The following is a 20,054-nucleotide window of genomic DNA, read 5'->3' on the forward strand; positions in this document are numbered from 1 at the left end:
GTTTATCCTCCGTTCATTGAGATGTATTTTTCAAGGTATTCGACCCTTGCCTTGAGTGAAAGTATGTCACTTTCACCCAGCCGACAAGGCAGTATGATTTATTTCACACCTTTTTCCATTGCTTTCCAAGCTAATGTTGCACATTTAATACGAGCAGGGAATTGTGAGACACCTTGCAGTGCTTCAACATCCTCTAGGTCATATTTATCGCTATACTCTTCACCCATCATCATTTTAGAAAAAATATCAGCAAGCTCTAAAGCTTCATCTACCTTTTTCCCTTTAATCAGTTGAGTCATCATGGAAGCAGAGGACATAGAAATTGAACAGCCTTCACCATCAAATTTGGCATCCTCTACAATACCGTCAGTCACTTTTAATGTTAAGTGAATACGGTCTCCACATGTCGGATTGTTCATATCAATCGTTACAGCTTCACCTTCTAAAGCACCTTTATTACGAGGATTTTTATAGTGATCCATAATGACTGAACGATATAGTTGATCTAAATTATTAAAAGACATCGCCAAAATACTCCTTCGCAGAACGTAACCCTGCAACAAGACGGTCAATATCCTCCTCTGTATTGTACAGATAGAAGCTTGCACGCGCTGTCGCTACTTGCTGAAGACATTTCATTAGTGGTTGTGCACAGTGATGACCAGCACGAATAGCAATACCATTCATATCAAGCACTGTTGCCACATCATGTGGATGGACATCATCTAAGTTAAATGTCACAAGTCCACAACGTTTCATTGGGTCACGTGGGCCGAAAATTTTTAAACCGTCAATGGTTTCAAGCTGATCCATTGCGTAGCCAACAAGCTTATGCTCATGCTTTGCAATATTATCTAGCCCAATCTCAGTTAAGAAATCAATAGCGGCACCTAATCCTATTGCACCTGCAATAATAGGCGTTCCACCTTCAAATTTCCACGGTAATTCCTTCCACGTTGAATCATATAACCCAACAAAATCGATCATTTCGCCACCAAATTCAATTGGCTCCATCTTTTCAAGGTGTTCCTTTTTACCATATAGTACACCTATTCCAGTAGGACCGCACATTTTATGCCCAGAGAACCCTAAGAAATCTACATCCAAATCTTGGACATCAATTTTCATATGCGGAGCAGCTTGAGCTCCATCAGCCACCATAACAGCACCATTAGCATGTGCAATTTGCGCAATTTCTTTAATTGGATTAATAGTTCCAAGTACGTTTGATGCCATTGACACCGACACGATTTTTGTTTGCGGTGTAATCGTCTCACGTACTTTTTCTAAACTAATCGTTCCATCAGCTTCTAGCTCAATGTATTTTAATGTCGCCTTTTTTTCTTTGGCTAACTGCTGCCAAGGAATAATATTGGAGTGATGTTCCATTTGAGTAATGACAATTTCATCACCCTCAGCAACATTTGCACGTCCATAGCTGGATGCTACTGTATTTAATGCTGTCGTTGTTCCACGAGTAAAAATAATTTCTTGTGTTGATTGAGCATTAATAAACTTACGAACCTTTTCACGCGCACCTTCATATTTATCTGTAGCACGGTTTCCTAATGTATGCACACCACGGTGAACATTGGAATTATCAAATTCATAATAGGCTTTAATTGCTTCAATTACTTGAACAGGTTTTTGAGACGTCGCTGCACTATCAAGATACGCAAGTCTATGACCATTTACATCCTGATTTAAAATTGGGAAATAGCTTTTAATGTCTTTTTTCATCATTAGCGAACTTTCCTTTCAATAACCTCCGTCAGTTGCTTTTGAACGCCCTCAATTGGTAATTGCGTAACAACTGGCGCAAGGAATCCATGGATAACAAGGCGCTCTGCTTCTGCTTTCGAGATACCACGGCTCATTAAATAGTAAAGCTGTAATGGATCTACTCGACCAACAGATGCTGCGTGTCCTGCTGTTACATCATCTTCATCAATTAATAAAATTGGGTTTGCATCCCCACGAGCTTTTTCAGAAAGCATTAATACACGTGATTCTTGTTGTGCATCTGCTTTCGTTGCACCATGTTCGATATAGCCAATACCATTAAAGATAGATTGAGCTGCATCTTTCATGACACCATGTTTTAAGATATGCCCGTTTGAGTTTTTACCCCAGTGACGAACCTCTGTAGTGAAGTTAAGTTTTTGTTCTCCACGACCAACAACTACTGTTTTTGTATCTGCATGAGAACCGTCACCAATTAGATGAGTAATATTTTCTGAGATTGTATCTGAGTCATTCATTAAACCAAGAGCCCAATCTACTTTTGCGTCACGCGCTAAGCGTCCACGACGGTTTACATATGTCGTAAAGCCTTTTGCAAGCACATCCACTGCTCCATATGTTACTTGCGCATTATCTTGGACAACTACTTCCGCAATAATATTTGCTTGGCCTTTTGCTTCTTCAACCGTTGAAATATATGTTTCCACGTATGTTACAGCAGAATTTGCTTCTGCCACTACTAGTACATGGTTGTATAATGATGCATCAGCATTATCGTTTAAGAAAACAACTTGAAGTGGTTGCTCAATGACTACATTTTTTGGTACGTAAACAAATACGCCACCGTTAACAAGTGCTGTATGAAGCGCTGTTAACTTATGCTCATCCACTTTAACAGCTTCAGTCATAAAGTATTTTTGAACAAGCTCACCATGTTCACGAACTGCTGTGAAAATATCTGTAAAAATAACACCCTTATCAGCAAGCTCTTGTGATGTTTTAATGTAAGCTGGTGTATTATTGCGTTGAATATAAAGGTTTCCTTGCGCTTCAAGGTCAATTAATCCTTTTGCTTCTTCAGGTAAAGCATCCAATGATGGATATGCCTCACTATGAACTGTAAATGCTGGGAAGTTCATGAAATCCCATTTCGTAATATTAGTTCTATCTGGTTTTGGCAAATCTAAACCAGTTACTTTGTCTAGTGCTGCCGCGCGAAGCTCAGTAAACCAAGTTGGTTCACCATTTGCTTCTGAGAACGAGCGCACGTCCTGTACTGTTACAGGCAAGTTAAGTTCCACTGTCATGCTAGTTCGTCCTCCCTCTTATGCTTCTTGTTCCTCTGTTTCTTCTTCAATACCTAATTCTTTTTTGATCCAGTCATAACCTTCTGCTTCTAAGCGTTGTGCAAGCTCTGCACCACCTGATTTCACAACACGTCCTTGCATCATTACGTGTACATGGTCTGGTGTAATGTAGTTAAGAAGACGTTGATAGTGCGTAATCATTAAGCAGCCAAAGCCTTCACCGCGCATTGCGTTGATACCTTTAGATACTACTTTAAGTGCATCAATATCAAGACCAGAGTCAATTTCGTCTAAAATAGCGATCGTTGGTTTAATCATCATTAATTGAAGAATTTCATTACGTTTTTTCTCACCGCCAGAGAAACCTTCATTTAAATAACGTTGTGCCATATCTTCGTTCATTTCTAGGAATTCCATGCTTTTATCTAATTCACGGATAAATTTCATTAATGAAATTTCATCGCCCTCTTCACGGCGAGCATTGATAGCTGAGCGTAAGAAATCAGCATTTGTAACACCAGCAATTTCAGAAGGATATTGCATAGCTAGGAATAAACCAGCTTGAGCACGCTCGTCTACTTCCATCTCAAGTACATCTTCGCCATCAAGCTCAACAGTACCTGAAGTAACTTCATATTTAGGGTGACCCATAATAGCAGAAGCTAGTGTTGATTTACCAGTCCCGTTTGGTCCCATGATTGCGTGAATTTCGTTTGTATTAATTGTAAGATTTACGCCTTTTAAAATCTCTTTCCCGTCGATAGCAACGTGAAGATCTTTAATAACTAAAGTTGACATGAAAATACCTCCATAGTGTTCAGTGAATGGGTCGACCATTCCTTAATTATCATCATTCTAATCTTAACTGAAAATCGTTCTCTATGCAAACCATTTCAATTACTTTCCTTCTCCTCAAATAAAATCTTGAAAAATAAAGGCTTTGTAAGCATTTTCAGATTATTACTATTTGGAATAGATATTGAGAATAGACTTTCTTCATTTTCAATGAATTATCCCTAATTGAGAATTGATTTCATCTAGCTACATAGTGGAAACCTCGTGAAAAGGGTTAATTGTAGAGGTTTTGTGACAAATTTGCATAAACAACCATAACTATACTATAACCTATTTCATTAAAATGGAATCAATTAAAATGAAGATATTTTCAAGGTAATCTCTTTTACACTCAATAAAATTCTATCGTACGAGATTACTGAATACTTAAACTTTTTTCTGTATTTACAGTCACTTTTTATCTTCAATACTATATAATTGAGCTATAATCAATCTTATTTTTAGATTAATAGAGGTGAAATGTTAGTGGAGTTACGTCAATTACGCTATTTTGTGGAGGTTGCTGAACGCGAGCATATTTCAGAAGCCGCTGAGCATCTTCACGTAGCCCAATCAGCCATTAGTCGGCAAATCGCAAATCTTGAAGATGAATTAGGTACTCCGTTATTTGAACGAGTAGGTCGTAATGTGAAATTAACCCCTATTGGGAAGACATTTCTTGAACATACCATTACAGCATTGAAGGCCATTGATTTTGCTGCCAAACAAGTAGAAGAATATCTTGATCCTGCTAAGGGCTCTATTAAGATTGGCTTTCCAACAAGCTTGGCTAGCTATGTACTTCCAACCGTTATCTCAGCCTTTAAACGTGAGCATCCGAATTTACAATTTCATCTACGACAAGGTTCTTACCGATTTTTAATTGATGCTGTCAAAAATCGAGAGTTAAACCTTGCCTTTTTAGGTCCGCTTCCTCCTAAAGATGAGTCTATTGAGTCGACTATATTGTTTACAGAAAATATTGCAGCTCTTCTCCCTGCCAATCATCCATTGGCGAAAAGAGAGAGTATCCAGCTTGCAGAATTGAGAAATGATCTATTTGTGTTATTCCCAGATGGCTATATATTGCATAAAGTGGCTATGGATGCCTGTCGTGCTGCAGGATTTTTGCCTAATATTATTTCAGAGGGTGAAGATTTGGATGCACTTAAAGGCTTGGTAGCAGCTGGAATAGGTGTTAGTCTGTTACCAGAAAGCTCACTTTATGATTCTGCTGCTCGCTTTACTGTAAAGGTGCCCATCGAATCACCCTCCATCCCAAGGACAGTTGGCATTATTTCTCCAGTCAATCGAGAAATCGCTCCATCAGAAACCATTTTTCTAAATTTCGTCAAAGGTTTCTTTTCACGTCTGTCCCAATTTCAATAAAAAAATCGCCTTGATGGGCGATTCAAACTGTAGACAAAAGCCATCGAGATGTTTGATATAATCTCGATGGCTTTCGTTGAAATTCTCATTATTGGTGATTTTTTTAGGGCGACGAGCGCTCTCCAGTTTCTTGCTCATTAATCCACTGTAATGTTTTGACACCTAATCCACCTGCACGCCACAACACTACATCATGATAGCTCTTCCTTTGGACATATTTGACCCATTTTTCAAGTGTTTCCTGATCAGCATACCAAACCTCATGACTAATATTACTAGAATCTGTATACGTAAAATAAACAGCTCCACTTGCTTTATCGCGTTTTTTGTTTGCGTTTGTTTCAGCTAACACTTTTTCAGCCTCAAGCTCCGTTAATGCAACCGTATTCCCTTGAGCTACCCAATCGAAACCACCCGTGGCAAAGGCGATGGCTAATTTTTGATTGGATTTCTTGATTTTTTTTATTAAATCATTGAGGAAGGTAAAAGTAGCCTTCGCACCTGGTCCACTATGATAACCATGTACATTATAGGCCATTACCGTATAGCTAGGCCCATTTGGTAGCTTCATATCAAATGGAAAGCTAGGCTCTAGCACGACATGCAGTGTAACATTCCTTTTGGCAAGCTCTCGGTAAAGCTCCTTTAAAAATTGAACATATTTTGAAAGGTCCTCTTTAGCTATCTTTTCATAATCAATTTCGATGCCATCCGGTTGGTATTGTTCAACTACCTGCAAAATATTATGGATATGCTTTTTCCTTGCTGCAGAATCCTGTAATAGCCTATGCAAAAGTGTGCTATCCTTTTGAACAGATGAAGCATTATCTGTCACATAATCATTAATAAGCGTTAGGATTACACGATGTGATTCATTGTATTGCTGCTGTGTCTGTTGCAACATATCGACTGCATTATCCGTTAGCAACAATTCATCTTGATCATTAAAATACGCACCGAAAACACGTATATCTTGTAATCCTTGTTGAGAATTTTGAACATCTTCTAAGGCTAATTGATTTTGCCATTCAGGTAACCACATAGATAAACGGAGCTTTGCTTTATCTTTTAATTCTTCCTTTGCTATAGCCGGTGGTTCTTTACTATTACTACAAGCAGTGATAAAAATCAGGGCTATACAGATAAATAATATAAAATTTTTCACTTGTTTTAAATTTCACCCCAACTTAGAAGGTTTCAATAAAGAAATCCACAACATGATTAAACAATGTTGTACTTTTATACTTAACCTTCTCGAAATTCGTATATTGGTTTGTAAAAATGGTTTGATCTTTTCTATCTGTAATTAAAATATCTTCAATTAATGTATCGTATATATCATCTGCATACTGTTCATGGGACGTATCTTTATGACTAAACATCGCCCCAAATCCTATTTGTGATCCATGAAGGCTAGGATTTATTTGAATAGTTTCAGATAATATATTATCTACATCTATGTTTATTTTATCCTTATTTACTGCAATGTTAAATACTCTATTTTTTGTTAAGTTTCTTGGGTATTCTTCTTCAACAATCCGCGATCCCTTTTGGGTATCCTGATACGTATAGACGGTCGCCTTATTAAATGCATACTCCTCTTCATTCCACTTAATCTCATTCAATGGAAAACGAGCCTTTTCCACAATGTCTGAAGCTGGTAATTTTTCACTTACTACAAGCTCATTATCGATTAAGGCAATGCGTAAATAGCTATTTGTTTTATCATCATAATTGACGTAGAACGCTTGTTCACCAACAACATTCCCTTTAAATGTAAAATTCACATTATATTGTTGTGGCATTGTTTCCTTTAAAAGAATCCTACCTTCACTAGAAGGAGCTGATGTTAATATGACTTTATTCTGATCAAATTCTGCTGCCCCATTAACTGTATGCCATTTTTGAGCTACTGCAGGATCTCCTATTTTAAACTCTACATTTTGATTGCTAGCCTGTCTGATCTTCATCATTACATGATTGGTTGACCAATAGGGGGATACTTGTAATCGATTCAAGTTATATAGATCGCTATCTTTATCATTATAGGCACTCAATTCTAAATTAAAGTGCATAAGAAACTTGTCTTTAATTTCCTTGTCATTGGCACTCTGCACCAGTGGGTCCATATTGTTATACAATGAATTAGCATGCATAATGGCATACGCTTTTGGAACTTTCCCAAACTCTTGCTGATAGATATCCTGCATAAGCTTGTAATCTTTCTTAATTCGAATTTCCATCTCTTGTCGAGTTTCACTTGGAATCATATATTGATTACGAATAAAATCCATTAAATAGTGGTTATAATATTCGATTGTTGTTTTATTTGGTATATTATTTTCATCAATCATTCCTAAGGACTGCCCTTTATCATTAAAAATATTAATATAGGTTAGTCGGTACCCATTAGAGCCTAATTCCCAATAGCCGCTTTTCTCCATCAACTTCAAATCTTTTGGCTTTAAAAATTTATGATCACGGGTATCCATTTTATTGGCATACGTAAACATCGTAGCCTTGTAATTTAATTTCTCCATAATATTTTGTGCGAAAATACTAGAATCCGTACGTCCATCCTCAAATGATAAAAACAATGCTTTTTCAGGTAATGGTTTGTTCTTTTGATAAAAATCCAATATATCCTGTTGTGTAATCGTTTGATAGCCTTGTTTTTCAAGCAATGTTAATTGTTCTTCTAAATTCTTCTTTGACACATATTTAGGGGAGTCATTTCTACTCACCCCAAAATAGGAAAGTGCTATAAATCCTTCTTTATTGTTTAATGGTACCGCCTCAGCAAATCTCTTGTCTGTCAGAAAAACGGCTTTAATTAACACGACTGCTAAAAAGACAACAACGATTAATTGTAGGATCGAACGTAGAATTTTCCTTCGATTTTTTTTAGCTGGCTGTAAAATTACATTTTTCTCTTTCATTCCTTCTCACCCATTTTTCTAATTTTCAACATTGAAAATCGGGATTTTCGTAATTTTTGCTTTTCTATTTTCTTTTCTTTTGCCAAAACGTCTTGTGGTGTTTCCCTTGTTCCCCATGTTGATTTCCAAAAAGTTACCCATGCAACTGGCATTTGCCAGAGTAAAATAAATTCATAATAAAGAACGAAGATAAACCCGAATAACCATAATTTACTTTTTCTAAAGAATAGATGAGCCAAACTCATTAGCATGGCCATTAAAAGTAAGCCTAATAAAAAGGTAGTTGGAAACACGCCATACATAATCGGCACATAGATTAAGTTGTAAACGACGACAATGGGTGCTGCAATTGGCACAATTAAACCTATGATGAAGAAAAGGAACATGAAGGGTTCTTTTTTCCACATAAATAAAAATGCTCGTAAAGATTCTCTTAACCAAGAACGTTTCCATCTCATTTGCTGAGATAAAAAAACCTTTGTGTCAGAGGGGACGATCGTCGAACAAATTGCATTATCCTGATAACCTGTTCGATGAGTTTTCAAAATATAGTTTGTCATACTACGATCATCACCAAATGTAGCAGGCTGCCCAAGAAATTTTTGATTGAGCCATGCTGTTTCATTTTTTAAAATTAGTTCTTTTCGATAACAAGCTAAAGGTCCAGATAAGCATGTCACCGTATCAAACCAAGATTCAGCCGCTTTCATAATACGGAAGGCAATATAATAACGCACTGTCTGTAGTTTTGTCAGAGCATTTGTAAATTTATTTTCTACCTCTGTCCGACCAGCTACTCCACCCATTTTAGGATCTTGGAAAGGCTGTACTAAATTGCGGATTGCATGTGGCTCCAAAAAACTATCTGAGTCCACAAAAACCACTAAATCATGTTTTGCTTGATGAACACCTGCTACCAGTGCTTCACGTTTTCCACCATTTTGAGGGAGCTTAGAAAACTTTAAGCGATCAGTCGTTTTAAAACGCCCACCCTCAAAATGAATAAGATCAATCATTTCCTTAGCTTTTTCCTCCGTCCCATCCGTAGAGCAATCATCCACGACAATCACTTCTAACTTATCTACAGGATAGTACTGATTAATACAGCTTGAAATCGTTCGATGTATCCATTCTTCCTCGTTAAACACAGGGATAATTATGGATACACCGGGCTCATAGTGCGGATTGATTGGTACATTTTTATAGAAAATACCAAATAGGTATCTACTTAATAGAAACGTTGCCGCTATAATACTATAAAGGTATAAAAATTTATTAAACCTAAAATAAATAACACTTTCTGCTCTCATCAACATGACAATAAGAGTGACCACCAGTAAAAATAAACTCGCCATAAAAACAGAAATGCCCCACCGTTTTTTTACCATATATTCATTTAGAGGTTGGAGAAATTCACAAGCAAAATAATACAGCGTTTGACCATCCACCTCTTTGGTAAAATGTCGTACCACCTTTGCCCTTAACTTTACTTTAGCCTCATAACCCTCGGGCATTGCGCCCCCTGGAATTGTAAAATTCATTTCTAAAATTTCATCTATTAATAATTGGTGAGGCTGTTGAGTATATACAAGGATTCCCGTAACTGAAATATCTTCCGCATAGTATTTGTCTGAACTGGTTTTACGTCTTGCTCTTCTCACCATTACCTCAAAATGAGTTTCATAGCGTAAGCTAAGCTGTTGGAGACGATATATTTCATTGACATCTGTCGCATCAATTTCTTCTTTCTGATAAGATGCACCTCGACGATTGACAAGGTTCCGGACATTTTCGGGATCAGGAATATTTGATAGAATCCGACGATCCGAGCGCGGTACTGTTAAAACCTCTTTTTTCGTTTTTATCATTTATTCACATCCCCATTTGCATCTTCTTCTATCCAAGTTGACATTTTACTAAAGCTATAACCATCCTGCTGCAACTTTTCAATAATTAATGGAAGTGCTTCGACTGTTTTCGTACCATCTAAGATGTGCATGACAATGACCTTACCTGGTGCCGCTCTAGATATAACCCGATCGTAAATATCCTGAGCACTGTAATCTAAATTCCAGTCAAAGGATGCAATATCATACATGGCAATGGTTTTAATTCCAGCAGCGGTAATCACTTTGGCAGTACGTTCATCCATAATTCCCTGTGCTGGTCTAAAATAAAGTATCGGTGGTTCCTGTAGCGCATAAGTAAGAGCTTTATGGGCCTTCACTAAATCATCCTGTATTTCCTCTGGCGTCATTTTAGTTACATCTAAATGGTAATAAGAGTGACTTGCTACTTCATGACCTTCCTCTAGTATTAACTTTGCCAATTGAGGATTTTTCTCCACTCCACTACCGATTAAGAAAAATGTACTTTTAATGTTATATTTTTTTAAAACTTCTAAAACATCCTTCACTTGCTGTTCATGTGCCCAGTCATCAAAGGTAATGGCCATTTCTTTTTTAGATGTCTCTTTTCGATAATATAAATGTGGTTCGATATTTTCATAATTTAAATTAGGTTTGATGGCATCATAACCTGCTATTTCTTCTAATGACTTTGTTAAATAACGGTTATCTAACACATCACTTAAAGTAGTAATTGTATAATCATGCTCTTCTGCTAATTGTGCTAGTAAAGGGATGGTATCTATAATGGCAGGATTAATATACGTATTGAGGTGAATAATAGAGCCTCTATCAATATATTTGCCTATATAATCGACCAATTCTTGGGCACCTTGCATTTTTCGATCCAGTGGATTAATAGATAATCCTATCACTGCATTCATGTCCAAAGCAGCAGCCGCTAAGCGCATATTATCTGTAATATCACCGGAACGGCTTCGAACATATTTCGGCTTATATCCTAAATGCTCTTCAAATATTTGATTCGTTAAATAAATCTCCTCATACGTTTGATCATAGTCTAAAGCTGTGACATCTGGAAATGACAATGTACCGTTTTGCACTTCATGACCTCTTTTTAAAATGTCTCGAACAAGCTCTGGCTCCTGTGCCACACGTAGCCCCTCTAAAAAGAAGGTAGCTTTCATATTAGATTCATCTAATTTCTTCAGCAGTAGCTCCATTGTTTGATTATCCGCAAAGCCATTAAATGTTAGAGCCACTTTTGGCTTAATAATATCGGCATGGCTGATTGAATCACTCATCGTACCATCCGTTTCCTTAATCTCTATAGTAGAATCAATTGGTTGAATCGTTTTTTGAGGAGTGGATTGACATCCTGCTAAGAACATCAGGAGTAGAAGCCCACATATTTTTAGCTGTTTCATGTCCCATGAACTCTCCTTATAGCTTGTAATAATTTTTATTCTTAAATAAAAAATGGGTATTACGTGTATCAAAAATTAATGACGCTTGTTGATCAATTAATGAATAATCAATGTTAGAATGGTTGGTTAAAATCAATACCGCATCTGCATCTTTAATAATTTGCTCTGTTAAAGGAACTGTATTGAATAGGGATTGTTCTACAGGGAATGTTTGAATAAAAGGGTCGATAATTTGTATTGAGCACTGATTATCAAGTAATTGTTTAATGACATGTAATGCGGGAGATTCGCGTGAATCATTTATTTCCGGCTTATACGTGACACCAATAATAACAATTTTTGCTTGGGGTAGCTCGGTATTTTGCAGACGTAAGTACTGCTCGAGTCTCTCTACAACAAAGCTAGGCATCGAATCATTAATTTTATCTGCTGCTTCTATTAATGTTGCTGAGACACCATGCTGTTGACCCGCCCACAATAAATATTTAGGGTCCACAGGGATACAATGTCCACCGACTCCTGGGCCAGGTTTAAATGGCATGAATCCATATGGCTTTGTTGAGGCGGCATCGATGACTTCCCAAATATCAATATTCATTTTATAGCAAATTTGACTTAGTTCATTGACAAGAGCGATATTGATTTGGCGAAACGTATTTTCCAGCAATTTCTCCATTTCAGCAACTTTCGGACTTGTTACTGTATATACACTAGTATGAATGACTGTTTCATAAAAAACCTTTGAAACTTCCAAGCATGTGGAAGTAACACCGCCAACAACTTTGGGTGTATTAGCAACTGAAAAATTACTATTACCAGGATCCACTCGTTCTGGTGAATAGGCTAAAAATAAATCTTGACCAACCGCAAAGCCATGTTTTTGCAAAATAGGCTGAACAATTTCCTCTGTCGTCCCAGGATAGGTCGTACTTTCAAGAATGACTAGTGCATTTGAATTAATATGGCACCCTATATCGTGAGCTGCTTCTTCTATATAGGAAATATCAGGAGTGCCATCCTCCGTTGTAGGGGTTGGCACACAAATGATGACAACATCAACAGAAGCAAGTTTGGAAAAATCATAGGTTGCTTCAAATTGATGTTCCTTTAATAGTAACTGTATATTTTCTTTCGGGATATCAGCTATATAGCTTTCACCGTTTTGCAACAGGGCGATTTTTTCTTGATTTTTATCAAAGCCTAAAACATGAAAACCTTTTTGAACAATTTCAATGGCAAATGGTAGACCTACATAGCCGAGGCCAATTACCCCGATTGTCGCTTTTTTTGTTTGAATTTTATTTAATAAAGCTGAGCTCATTGATTTCGTGTTTATCGTCATAACAATAACTCCTTTGGCTTAACTTTCATGTAATTTTTATAGCCATTTTTTTCGTTATCTATTCATCTACTTATATATGCCGAGTATTCTGCAACGTAATAGGCCATTTCTCATTGCCATTTTCACCAAACCCCTTCCATCTCCACATACTTAAGTATGATTTTTTTAGTCAAAATAGATGAATAAAATCTAAATTTCACAAAAAAACTTTTCTAACAATTATATAGTACTACTTGCAACTAAACAATTTCTAAATAATTCCTTCATTCACGATAAAACGCCTACTTTATTAGTATTTAGAACAAAAAAGTTCATTATTTATTCAGATATTTAGTAAATATATTTAGAGTCGCTTTATTAGTGTAGATGAAAAAGTTGATAAGCGACACTGAAGAATGTTAATAAATAGAAAATTAACATTTTTTCCTTTTTTGAAACTCTAAAAAAATCCCTTCAGCATTGGTTTTCACCGATACTGGAGGGATTAGGTAGAACAATCCTTTGAAGCACGTAGAATAGACATTACATAAGTTGTTGTAACTATTTTATATAGCCTTTTTATTTCCTCGGAAATCGACAACTTGTAAATAGTCACTTTCCGAAAGCTATCAAAATTCATTAAAAAAAGAAAAAGAGTACGTAAGTATTTCACTACTTAGGTACCCTTTTATTTAAATTATTGAACAGGTACTACTGCACCTTTCCATTCTTCTAAAATAAAGTCTTGGATTTCTTTAGACGTTAATACTTCTAATAATGTTTTAATTTCTGGTCTTGATTCATCACCCGCACGTACTGCGATGATGTTTACGTATGGCGACTCTTTGTCTTCAAGAGAAATCGCATCTTTGATTGGGTTTAAGCCATTATCAATAGCAAAGTTAGAGTTGATCAGTACTGCGTCCCCTTCGTCGTTTTCGTACATTTGTACAAGCATTTCTGGTGCAGTATTCGCATCAAATTTAAAGTTTTTAGGATTTTCTTCTATATCCTTAATTTCTGCTGCTGTTTTATCAATACCATCTTTTAATTTAATTAAGCCCTTAGCTTCTAATAATGACAGCATACGACCGTGATCAGATACAGAATTAGAAAGTAAGATTGTTGCACCTTCAGGAAGTTCCTCTAAAGATTTATATTTTTTTGAGTAAATACCGATTGGCTCAATATGAACACCACCAGCATTGACGAAGTCATAGCCATTGTCTTTAATTTGTAACTCTAAATACGGAATATGTTGGAAGTAATTTGCATCCAATTCTTTTGATTCTAAATCTTGGTTTGGTAGCACATAGTCTGTATATGTTTCTACTTTAAGGTCAATACCTTTCTCAGCTAAAATCGGTTTTGCTTTATCCAAAATTACTGCATGCGGTGTATTAGAAGCTCCCACTGTTAAAGTAACGTTTTCTTTACTATCTGTTTTATCACCAGATGCTGAATTTGCATCCTCTTTTTTATCAGTACCGCAAGCTGCTAAAGCTAGTACAAGTATTGATAAAAATAATCCTGTTAATAACTTTTTCATTTATGACACTCCCTTTATTTTGATGAAAATATGTTAGCGGCAAGAACCGGAATAACCTCAGTTTTATTAACGTTTATCAATTTTTTCTGTAATGAAATCACCAATCCATTGGATAATAAAGACGACTACTAAGATCAAAATAGTTGCCATTAATGTCACATCTTGGCGATTTCTTTGGAACCCGTCTAGGAAGGCTAAGTTCCCAAGACCTCCTGCACCGATTATCCCTGCCATTGCTGTATATCCAACAAGTGCTACAGCCGTAACCGTAATACCCGAAATTAGTGCTGGTAATGATTCAGGGATTAGAACTTTCCAAATAATTGTGGATGTTTTTGCCCCCATTGAACGAGCTGCTTCAATGACACCTTTATCAATCTCACGTAACGCAATTAATACCATACGTGCATAGAATGGAGCCGCACCGATAATTAAAGCAGGTAAAGCAGCATTAGCTCCACGGATTGTACCTAGTAAAAGCTTAGTGAATGGAATTAATAAAATAATTAACACGATAAATGGGATAGAGCGGAAAATGTTAACGAGTGACCCTGTTAAAAAGCTAACAATTTTATTAGCCCATAACTGATTGGGACTTGTTAAAAATAGGACGATTCCAATAGCTAACCCAAGAATAAATGTAATAACTGTAGAAATGGCCGTCATATATAATGTTTCATACGTAGCCTGCCACATGCTATCCCAGTCTACATTCGGAAAGAGATTAGTTAGCATCTGCAATCACCTCCGTTTGTACTTCCACTGTATTTAAATAGCTTAAGGCTTCAGTCACATTTGCTTTCGACCCATCAATTTGGACTATGAGGGTACCATATGCACCATTTTTCGTTTGTGAAATATTTCCGTGTACGATGCTTACTTCCACATCGAATTGCTTCACTAGATGTGAAATAACTGGCTGTTCTGTTTTTTCACCAACAAAAATCAATTTGACAAGTTGTCCAGTTGGATAATTTGCTTTGATTTGTTCTACTGTATCCTGTGTTTCCTTTGTATTTGTAATTTGGGCTACAAATTTCTTAGTAATGGCTGCCTGAGGTGCCTGGAAAACTTGCAATACTTCCCCACGCTCTACAATTTCGCCTGCCTCCATCACTGCTACACGATGACAAATCTTGCGAATGACATGCATTTCATGAGTAATGAGGACAATCGTTAACCCTAACCGTTCATTAATATCTACCAGTAAATCAAGAATGGCATCTGTTGTCTCTGGGTCTAGTGCAGATGTTGCCTCATCACATAGTAAAACCTCTGGATTATTTGCTAATGCACGTGCAATCCCTACTCGTTGCTTTTGTCCACCAGACAGCTGCGATGGATATGCTTGATCGCGACCTTCTAAGCCAACAAGTGCTATCAATTCCTTCACCCGTGCCTCACGTTGAGCTTTTGATACACCTGCAATTTCTAATGGGAAGGCAATGTTTTCTGCAACTGTTCGTGACCAAAGTAGGTTAAAATGTTGAAAAATCATACTAACCTTTTGTCTAGCTGCTCTAAGCTTTTGACCCTTAATCGAAGAAAATTCTTGATTGTTCACCGTTACTGTTCCTGCTGTTGGTTTCTCTAAACCATTAAGTAAACGAATCATCGTACTTTTACCAGCGCCACTATAGCCGATAATGCCAAAAATTTCACCCTTATTAATAGTAAGGTTAACATCTTTGACTGCCGTTAATTCGCCATTTGCTGTTTTGTATTTCTTCGTTATATTTTGAAGCTGTATCATAGCGAATACTCCTTTTCTTATATAAAAAAACCCCTCCACTTATAGACAAGTAGAAGGGGTCACGTATTATACGTTGAACCGTTCTCTCATCTTTCAAAGAAAAAATCTTTGAGTGATTTGGCACCTTTTCACTATGTGATGGTTGCCGGGCTTCATAGGGCACTTCCCTCCGCCGCTCTTTATAAGAGTTCGATATATTTAATGTTTTAGTAATATATTTGTTACTTTACCACGCTAATAAAGTTCAGTCAATTGATTTTTTTAACAATTCGTACAAAAATGGTACGGATTGAAAAGCATAAATCTTTTCTGTCACTTTGCCGCCATCACACACAAGTAAACATGGGACGCTTTCAATTTGATGTTCAATAGCAATTTGCTCCAAAAAATTAATATTTGCTTTCCCTAGTTTTAGGTGAGGTAATAGTTGTTCTACAATTGACATCATTTTCGATGCCACTGCACAAGTACCACACATCGGTGTATATAAATAAAACGCAGCTTTTTCTCCCGACTGTAAAGCCGACTCCCACTGCTCTTTTGACCATTCTTCCATTTAGTTCACGCAACCTTATAAAATATATTCATTATGGATGGAGAAATGCGCACGCAGTAAAATCATTGCTAACACTTTTCTTGGTGTCGTTTCTACTTCCTTATATGTCGGCATTGTACGTAAATGCTCCGCTTCCGGATAATGTCTGTCCATTAAAGCGCGTAGCTTATCGCCTGAAGTATCAGCATCAAAAAAAGTAAATAGCTCGCAGCCCTCATAGGGGTCTATTAGCTCCTCTAATTGATGCACTCCAATTGTTCCATTCGTACATAGTATTGTAACATTCTCGTTCAAAATCGGCTCAATTTGTAGCTTATCTGAGCGTCCTTCTACTATCAAGCATTTCCCATCGAACATTACGCCACCTCCATTTAGACATATCCACTTATACATTATTATATAATAAAAAACGCCGGTAGTTTCCGACGTTTTTTGATTATGGCTTGTCTTATTCTGCAGTCATCTCTTCGTATTGTTCTGCTGTCATAAGTTTATCAACTTCTGATGCATCAGCAGGCTCTACGACGATCATCCATGCTTTTTCATATGGTGATTCATTAACGAATTCTGGGCTATCTTCTAAATCTGCATTTACTTCCACTACAGTACCTGAGATTGGTGCATATAATTCAGAAACAGTTTTTACTGATTCTACGCTACCGAATGGATCATCTGTTTTGATTTCATCGCCAACTTGTGGAAGTTCAACGAAAACGATATCTCCTAATTCAGATTGTGCGAAGTGCGTAATACCAATACGTACTTTTCCATCTTCTACTTTTACCCATTCATGCTCTTCAGAGTAACGTAAGTCTTTCGGTGTGCTCATGCAAAAAACCCCTCCATAATTATGTAATATATTCACTTTCAGTGTGCCATACTTCTCCTATAAAAACAAGGATAAAAACGGTTATAACCAAGCTTGCTCAAAATCGGATTCTTTAAACCCTAAAGTTACTTTTTTTCCATCTGTTACGATGGGACGTTTTATTAACATACCATCCGTAGCAAGTAGCTTAAGCTGTTCTTCCTCAGTCATATCAGCTAGCTTGTCCTTCAAACCAAGGTCACGATACTTCATGCCAGAAGTATTAAAAAACTTCTTCAAAGGTAGTCCACTTGCTTGCCATAAAGCTGTTATTTCATCCTTTGTTGGTGGCTGCTCTACGATATGTACCTCTTCATAGGAAACGTCATGATCATTTAACCACTTTTGTGCTTTTTTACATGTTGTACATTTTGGATAATGGAAAAATTGAATCGTCATAAAAATGCTCCTCTGCTGTCTTTTTCTGTAGTATACCATCATAATCATTTAGAATGGTGGATCTTCGCTCATTTTCGTAAGTCTATCCATCGGTTCTGTATTTTTATCCGTTACTTTCATAAATTTATCTGGAATAAAAAAACTAGCTACCCATTTGCGGATAGCTAGCGTTTTTCATACGATTAAACGATATATTTTTCTGCTTCAATTAATTTCACAGATGCTTCACGTTTCTTCGTAATTAGGTTGTATGGATTATTACGTGTTAATTTACGTAATGCAGATAAAGTCATACGTGCTGCATCGCCATCTGCGGAAGCAAGAATTGTATCTTTTGCTTCTTTTTCGATTTCAGCAAATGCTTCTTGGCAGAAAATTTGAGTGTATAGCAATTTTTGATGTGCTTTTTCAACGCCATCACGAGCAATCGCTTTTTCTGTACGTAATACAGCTGATTCCATTGCAAATAATTGATTAGCGATATTGGCAATATTCACTAAAACTTCTTGTTCTTGATCTAACTTCGCACCAAAGCGTTGTGCTGCTAAGCCTGCCGCTAATACAGCAATCTTCTTAGCATTTTTCACTAAGTATTTTTCCTGAGCTAGTGGCTCTGTACCGATATCCTCCGGCATTAACATCAGAAGCTCTTGCTGTAGATTTTGCGCAACTTGTAATAGTGGCAGCTCACCTTTTAGTGCCTTTTTCATAAATGTACCTGGTACAATCATGCGATTAATTTCATTTGTACCTTCAAAAATTCGATTAATACGAGAATCACGGTAAATACGCTCTACCTCATATTCAGCCATGAAGCCATAACCGCCATGTAACTGTACCGCTTCATCTGCAATATAATCTAATGTTTCTGATCCAAATACTTTAGCAATTGAGCATTCAATCGCATACTCAGCGATAGCACCTGCAATCACTTTTCCTTCCTTTTGCTCCTCTGGACTTAGCTGGCTTAAACGATCTTCAAATAAACCAACAGTACGATAGTTTAAGGATTCTGATGCATACAATTGAGAAGCCATCGTTGATAATTTTTCTTTTGTAAGGTTGAAGTCAGAAAGCTTTGTTTTAAATTGCTGACGTTGGTTTGTATATTGTACTGCTAACTCAAATGCACGTTTTGATCCACCAATTGTTCCAACCCCAAGTTTATAGCGACCGATATTTAAAATATTGAAGGCAATGACATGCCCACGACCAATTTCACCTAATAAATTTTCTACTGGCACTTCTGCATCTTCTAACACTAGTGTACGAGTAGATGAAGATTTAATTCCCATTTTCTTCTCTTCAGGACCCACAGAAACACCTTTGAATGCACGTTCAACAATAAAGGCAGTGAACTTATCGCCATCAATTTTAGCGTAAACAACAAACACATCTGCAAAGCCTGCATTTGTAATCCATTGCTTTTCACCATTTAAAATATAATGTGTGCCTGCATCGTTTAGTTTCGCAGTTGTTTTTGCCCCTAAAGCATCTGAGCCTGATCCCGGCTCTGTTAATGCATAAGCAGCAATTAATTCACCTGAGGCAAGCTTCGGTAAATATTTTTTCTTTTGATCTTCGTCACCAAATAGCACGATTGGTAATGAGCCAATTCCAACGTGTGCACCATGAGTGATGGAGAAACCACCTGCTACAGACATTTTTTCTGCAATTAATGCTGAAGAAACTTTATCTAAGCCTAGTCCTTCGTATTCTTCAGGAACATCTGCTCCTAGCAAGCCTAATTCACCAGCACTTTTAAGGAGACGTACTGAATGCTCAAATTCGTGGTGCTCTAAATTTTCAACTACAGGTAAAACTTCATTTGCTACATATTCTTCTGTTGTTTTGGCAATCATTTTATGCTCGTCAGTGAAATCTTCTGGTGTAAACACACGATCTAATTCCACATCTTCAATTAAAAATCCGCCGCCTTTAATGAAATCCGTTGTTTTTTCAGTCATATAAATTCCTCCCAATATATCTATTTTGATAGTCTAATCCCCTATTGAATGATGCCTCTTCAAAATCTGTGATATTTGCTAGAGGCTTAATCTTTATTCAGCATCTTCTCCAGTCATATTAGAGAAGGTTTCTG

General features: G+C 36.8%; 18 protein-coding genes and 1 riboswitch. Of the genes, 1 reads left to right on the plus strand and 17 read right to left on the minus strand.

Annotated features, from left to right (window positions below; translation table 11 throughout):
- Positions 1 to 98: 98 nt before the first annotated feature.
- The 4 genes from sufU to sufC are packed head-to-tail and all read right to left on the minus strand — an operon-like array spanning position 99 to position 3,854.
- Positions 99 to 524: a Fe-S cluster assembly sulfur transfer protein SufU gene (gene sufU, locus MKY80_RS18410; protein WP_008178033.1), complete on the minus strand. Its 426-nt coding sequence runs from the start codon at positions 522 to 524 to the stop codon at positions 99 to 101.
- Entirely contained in the window at positions 514 to 1,743 is a 1,230-nt protein-coding gene (locus MKY80_RS18415; protein WP_107922464.1) for a cysteine desulfurase, read from the minus strand. Before MKY80_RS18415 ends, sufU begins: the two co-directional genes overlap by 11 nt.
- Positions 1,743 to 3,050, minus strand: coding sequence for a Fe-S cluster assembly protein SufD (gene sufD / locus MKY80_RS18420; protein WP_107922463.1), 1,308 nt, complete (start codon positions 3,048 to 3,050; stop codon positions 1,743 to 1,745). The genes MKY80_RS18415 and sufD overlap by 1 nt, the downstream gene beginning before the upstream one ends.
- An 18-nt stretch (positions 3,051 to 3,068) precedes the next feature.
- Positions 3,069 to 3,854, minus strand: a complete 786-nt coding sequence (gene sufC / locus MKY80_RS18425) for a Fe-S cluster assembly ATPase SufC (RefSeq protein ID WP_085961721.1) — start codon at positions 3,852 to 3,854, stop codon at positions 3,069 to 3,071.
- Positions 3,855 to 4,370: 516 nt separating this feature from the next.
- On the opposite strand from sufC, the gene MKY80_RS18430 reads away from it, so the two are divergent.
- Complete coding sequence (locus MKY80_RS18430; RefSeq protein WP_090003326.1) at positions 4,371 to 5,273, plus strand: LysR family transcriptional regulator; 903 nt, start codon at positions 4,371 to 4,373, stop codon at positions 5,271 to 5,273.
- Between the two features lie 103 nt (positions 5,274 to 5,376).
- Here MKY80_RS18430 and MKY80_RS18435 read toward each other — a convergent pair whose 3' ends face one another.
- The 13 genes from MKY80_RS18435 to MKY80_RS18495 all read right to left on the minus strand — a co-directional run bounded on the left by MKY80_RS18435 (position 5,377) and on the right by MKY80_RS18495 (position 19,920).
- Positions 5,377 to 6,438 carry a glycosyl hydrolase family 18 protein gene (locus MKY80_RS18435; protein ID WP_089986186.1) on the minus strand — a complete coding sequence of 354 codons (1,062 nt, stop codon included), beginning with the start codon at positions 6,436 to 6,438 and terminating at the stop codon, positions 5,377 to 5,379.
- Between the two features lie 22 nt (positions 6,439 to 6,460).
- The gene (locus MKY80_RS18440; protein ID WP_090003327.1) at positions 6,461 to 8,212 is read right to left on the minus strand and encodes a polysaccharide deacetylase family protein; all 1,752 of its coding nucleotides are present in this window, start codon (positions 8,210 to 8,212) and stop codon (positions 6,461 to 6,463) included.
- Positions 8,209 to 10,080 carry a glycosyltransferase gene (locus tag MKY80_RS18445; protein WP_089986188.1) on the minus strand — a complete coding sequence of 624 codons (1,872 nt, stop codon included), beginning with the start codon at positions 10,078 to 10,080 and terminating at the stop codon, positions 8,209 to 8,211. The genes MKY80_RS18440 and MKY80_RS18445 overlap by 4 nt, the downstream gene beginning before the upstream one ends.
- Entirely contained in the window at positions 10,077 to 11,507 is a 1,431-nt protein-coding gene (locus MKY80_RS18450) for a polysaccharide deacetylase family protein (protein WP_237068863.1), read from the minus strand. Before MKY80_RS18450 ends, MKY80_RS18445 begins: the two co-directional genes overlap by 4 nt.
- Positions 11,508 to 11,523: 16 nt before the next feature.
- A complete protein-coding gene (locus tag MKY80_RS18455; protein ID WP_307723780.1) occupies positions 11,524 to 12,849 on the minus strand; it encodes a nucleotide sugar dehydrogenase in 1,326 nt (441 codons plus the stop codon).
- Between the two features lie 676 nt (positions 12,850 to 13,525).
- Positions 13,526 to 14,377, minus strand: a complete 852-nt coding sequence (locus MKY80_RS18460) for a MetQ/NlpA family ABC transporter substrate-binding protein (RefSeq protein ID WP_008178012.1) — start codon at positions 14,375 to 14,377, stop codon at positions 13,526 to 13,528.
- A 66-nt stretch (positions 14,378 to 14,443) separates the two neighbouring features.
- Positions 14,444 to 15,112 carry a methionine ABC transporter permease gene (locus tag MKY80_RS18465; RefSeq protein WP_107922460.1) on the minus strand — a complete coding sequence of 223 codons (669 nt, stop codon included), beginning with the start codon at positions 15,110 to 15,112 and terminating at the stop codon, positions 14,444 to 14,446.
- Positions 15,102 to 16,130 (minus strand): methionine ABC transporter ATP-binding protein, encoded by a 1,029-nt coding sequence (locus MKY80_RS18470; protein ID WP_036120001.1) that lies wholly within the window; start codon positions 16,128 to 16,130, stop codon positions 15,102 to 15,104. The genes MKY80_RS18465 and MKY80_RS18470 overlap by 11 nt, the downstream gene beginning before the upstream one ends.
- A gap of 83 nt (positions 16,131 to 16,213) precedes the next feature.
- Positions 16,214 to 16,318: riboswitch (SAM riboswitch) on the minus strand.
- A 56-nt stretch (positions 16,319 to 16,374) separates the two neighbouring features.
- The gene (locus tag MKY80_RS18475) at positions 16,375 to 16,686 is read right to left on the minus strand and encodes a thioredoxin family protein (protein WP_089986190.1); all 312 of its coding nucleotides are present in this window, start codon (positions 16,684 to 16,686) and stop codon (positions 16,375 to 16,377) included.
- A 15-nt stretch (positions 16,687 to 16,701) separates the two neighbouring features.
- Positions 16,702 to 17,043 carry a hypothetical protein gene (locus MKY80_RS18480; protein ID WP_025116633.1) on the minus strand — a complete coding sequence of 114 codons (342 nt, stop codon included), beginning with the start codon at positions 17,041 to 17,043 and terminating at the stop codon, positions 16,702 to 16,704.
- 91 nt (positions 17,044 to 17,134) lie between these two features.
- Complete coding sequence (gene gcvH, locus MKY80_RS18485) at positions 17,135 to 17,515, minus strand: glycine cleavage system protein GcvH (RefSeq protein ID WP_025116632.1); 381 nt, start codon at positions 17,513 to 17,515, stop codon at positions 17,135 to 17,137.
- Positions 17,516 to 17,596: 81 nt separating this feature from the next.
- The gene (locus MKY80_RS18490; protein WP_008179957.1) at positions 17,597 to 17,953 is read right to left on the minus strand and encodes an arsenate reductase family protein; all 357 of its coding nucleotides are present in this window, start codon (positions 17,951 to 17,953) and stop codon (positions 17,597 to 17,599) included.
- 182 nt (positions 17,954 to 18,135) lie between these two features.
- Positions 18,136 to 19,920, minus strand: coding sequence for an acyl-CoA dehydrogenase family protein (locus tag MKY80_RS18495; RefSeq protein WP_008179958.1), 1,785 nt, complete (start codon positions 19,918 to 19,920; stop codon positions 18,136 to 18,138).
- Positions 19,921 to 20,054: the final 134 nt, after the last annotated feature.

The sequence above is a fragment of the Lysinibacillus sp. FSL R5-0849 genome, assembly GCF_038595075.1.
In the GTDB taxonomy this organism is placed as follows: domain Bacteria; phylum Bacillota; class Bacilli; order Bacillales_A; family Planococcaceae; genus Lysinibacillus; species Lysinibacillus fusiformis.

Bases quoted from the DNA above. Each gene is read 5' to 3' on its own strand.
- sufU (WP_008178033.1), bottom strand. From the start codon at position 524: ATGTCTTTTAATAATTTAGATCAACTATATCGTTCAGTCATTATGGAT.
- MKY80_RS18415 (WP_107922464.1), bottom strand. From the start codon at position 1,743: ATGATGAAAAAAGACATTAAAAGCTATTTCCCAATTTTAAATCAGGAT.
- sufD (WP_107922463.1), bottom strand. From the start codon at position 3,050: ATGACAGTGGAACTTAACTTGCCTGTAACAGTACAGGACGTGCGCTCG.
- MKY80_RS18440 (WP_090003327.1), bottom strand. From the start codon at position 8,212: ATGAAAGAGAAAAATGTAATTTTACAGCCAGCTAAAAAAAATCGAAGG.
- MKY80_RS18445 (WP_089986188.1), bottom strand. From the start codon at position 10,080: ATGATAAAAACGAAAAAAGAGGTTTTAACAGTACCGCGCTCGGATCGT.
- MKY80_RS18450 (WP_237068863.1), bottom strand. From the start codon at position 11,507: ATGAAACAGCTAAAAATATGTGGGCTTCTACTCCTGATGTTCTTAGCA.
- MKY80_RS18455 (WP_307723780.1), bottom strand. From the start codon at position 12,849: ATGACGATAAACACGAAATCAATGAGCTCAGCTTTATTAAATAAAATT.
- MKY80_RS18460 (WP_008178012.1), bottom strand. From the start codon at position 14,377: ATGAAAAAGTTATTAACAGGATTATTTTTATCAATACTTGTACTAGCT.
- MKY80_RS18465 (WP_107922460.1), bottom strand. From the start codon at position 15,112: ATGCTAACTAATCTCTTTCCGAATGTAGACTGGGATAGCATGTGGCAG.
- MKY80_RS18470 (WP_036120001.1), bottom strand. From the start codon at position 16,130: ATGATACAGCTTCAAAATATAACGAAGAAATACAAAACAGCAAATGGC.
- MKY80_RS18475 (WP_089986190.1), bottom strand. From the start codon at position 16,686: ATGGAAGAATGGTCAAAAGAGCAGTGGGAGTCGGCTTTACAGTCGGGA.
- MKY80_RS18480 (WP_025116633.1), bottom strand. From the start codon at position 17,043: ATGTTCGATGGGAAATGCTTGATAGTAGAAGGACGCTCAGATAAGCTA.
- gcvH (WP_025116632.1), bottom strand. From the start codon at position 17,515: ATGAGCACACCGAAAGACTTACGTTACTCTGAAGAGCATGAATGGGTA.
- MKY80_RS18490 (WP_008179957.1), bottom strand. From the start codon at position 17,953: ATGACGATTCAATTTTTCCATTATCCAAAATGTACAACATGTAAAAAA.
- MKY80_RS18495 (WP_008179958.1), bottom strand. From the start codon at position 19,920: ATGACTGAAAAAACAACGGATTTCATTAAAGGCGGCGGATTTTTAATT.